The sequence below is a fragment of the Bacteroides sp. D55t1_190419_B8 genome (assembly GCF_015558905.1).
Classification (GTDB): domain Bacteria; phylum Bacteroidota; class Bacteroidia; order Bacteroidales; family Bacteroidaceae; genus Bacteroides; species Bacteroides vicugnae.
The window spans coordinates 1-1,026 of record NZ_JADMOU010000070.1; the positions used below are offsets into that span (position 1 = coordinate 1).

The 1,026-nt window shown below is 40.4% G+C and carries 2 protein-coding genes and 1 pseudogene; all 3 read left to right on the forward strand.

What is annotated here, in order from left to right:
- On the forward strand, positions 1–360 hold a 360-nt coding region (locus I2I13_RS24385), incomplete at its 5' end, for a hypothetical protein (RefSeq protein ID WP_229128722.1).
- Entirely contained in the window at positions 354–689 is a 336-nt protein-coding gene (tnpB, locus tag I2I13_RS24390) for an IS66 family insertion sequence element accessory protein TnpB (protein WP_099147683.1), read from the forward strand. The genes I2I13_RS24385 and tnpB, both read left to right, overlap by 7 nt.
- A 77-nt stretch (positions 690–766) precedes the next feature.
- Positions 767–1,026 (forward strand): annotated as a pseudogene (locus I2I13_RS24395) (IS66 family transposase); the annotation flags it as partial.

Genomic DNA, 1,026 nt, shown 5'->3' on the forward strand with positions numbered 1-1,026 from the left:
GATTTTGAGCGTCTATTTTTGCGCTATAAATTGGAAGGTATCCCTGCTGGTGTTTCTATTGAGAAATTTTGTATGTCCAACCAAGTTCCTTATAACCTATTTTCCAAATGGTACAAGGATACCCGAAAGAAGATAATTCCTGTTCAGGTTTTGGGTTCTCCCTCAACGGAAGCAGAAGTGCCGGAAAGTCCTTCCTCAATCCGGGAAGTAAAGCCAGAATCGGATCCTCGGCTTTCTTGTCATACCGAACTTCGAATCCTGGTGGATATCCGCATGAGCAATGGTGTTCATCTCAGTCAGAAAAATTTAAGCTACGAAGGTTTGAAAAGCTTAGTGGAGAAACTGGAGGGCTTATGTTGAATATTACAGGACTAAATCGTTTTTTCTTAGTTCGTGATTTTCATGATATGCGCTGTAAATATGATAAGGTCTTATCCATCATCCATCAACAGTTGAACCGTGAGCCTGAGGATGGTGATGTCTTTATCGTGATGTCTAAAGATTTACGTCTGGTTCGTTTGTTCAGCTATGACCGACGGTCTTACAGTATGTTTGAGAAACGTTTCAGACCCGGCTACCAGTTTATGCATGTAACCTGTAATGGTGCTGAAAGTATTTATTCAATCAATTGGCAGGATGTCATCCTCTTGTTGGAATCCCCTGTTGTTAAACGTTTAATAATCAAATAATTATCAATTAAAAAGTAGTAAAAAATTCTTTTATTTCATTGTTTTTTTGTATCTTTGAAGCAACAAAGATGCTGAATATGAATGATTTGGAAAGAATGAAACAGCTTTCTTCCGCAAGGAAATTGAAGGAACGGGAGGAGACTCCTGCACCTTTTGAAGACCCATATTCAGATATGACCCCTGACGAAAAATCAAAAATGATAATAGCGCTGATGGCTGCCCGTGAGCGTGACGCTGAACGGATCCAACGGGACGAGGCTCGCATAGATGAACTGTTGTCCAAGGTTGATGAACTGTTGTCTTTGCAGAGATCGGCCATTGCAGCTGAAAAACAGCT